This is a genomic window from Candidatus Symbiopectobacterium sp. NZEC135 (assembly GCF_025962695.1).
On sequence record NZ_JAGFPF010001075.1, the window covers coordinates 1 to 728 of the forward strand.

Genomic DNA, 728 nt, shown 5'->3' on the forward strand with positions numbered 1-728 from the left:
GTGCGGCGCGGCGACATAGAACGGAATGCCATGATAATGGGCCAGTACCGCCAGGCTGTAGGTGCCAATTTTGTTGGCAATATCACCGTTTGCGGCGATGCGATCGGCCCCGACCCACACGGCATCGACCAGACCTTGCGCCATCAGGGTGGCAGCCATCGAATCACAGATCAAACGATAGGGAATGTTTAATTCCCCCAACTCCCAGGCGGTCAGCCGCCCCCCTTGTAACAAGGGCCGCGTTTCATCCACCCAGACCTGTTCCACATGACCTTGACGGTGTGCGCGGTGAATCACCCCGATGGCGGTGCCGACACCTGCGGTAGCTAACCCTCCGGTATTGCAGTGGGTCGCAGGCGGCTGCCGGGTTTGACCAATGTGGCCCCGTGCTGAGCAATCTGTTGACACAGGGCGCGATCTTCCTCGATCAGACGCAACGCTTCCTGCACCAGTGCCGGGACATGCTGAGACTGTGCCAAAGCCCGTTTCATCCGATCCAGATTGTTCATCAGATTCACGGCGGTTGGGCGCGCGGCGCGCAGGGTTTCCAATGCCTGCTCAAGCGCGGTGACTGGCATGCCATTTTCCGCCAGCAGCGCTAACAGCACGCTGGCAGAGAGCCCGATCAGTGGTGCGCCGCGCACCCGCAGAGTACGGATATGCTCAACCAGCGCCGCCACATCCGGGCTGGGGTGCCACACCGTTTCCTGTGGCAAAGCCTGCTGGTC

General features: G+C 61.1%; 1 pseudogene. It reads right to left on the minus strand.

Going from position 1 to position 728, the window contains the following annotated elements:
• Nucleotides 1–728 (minus strand): annotated as a pseudogene (gene mtnA / locus J5224_RS32530) (S-methyl-5-thioribose-1-phosphate isomerase); the annotation flags it as partial.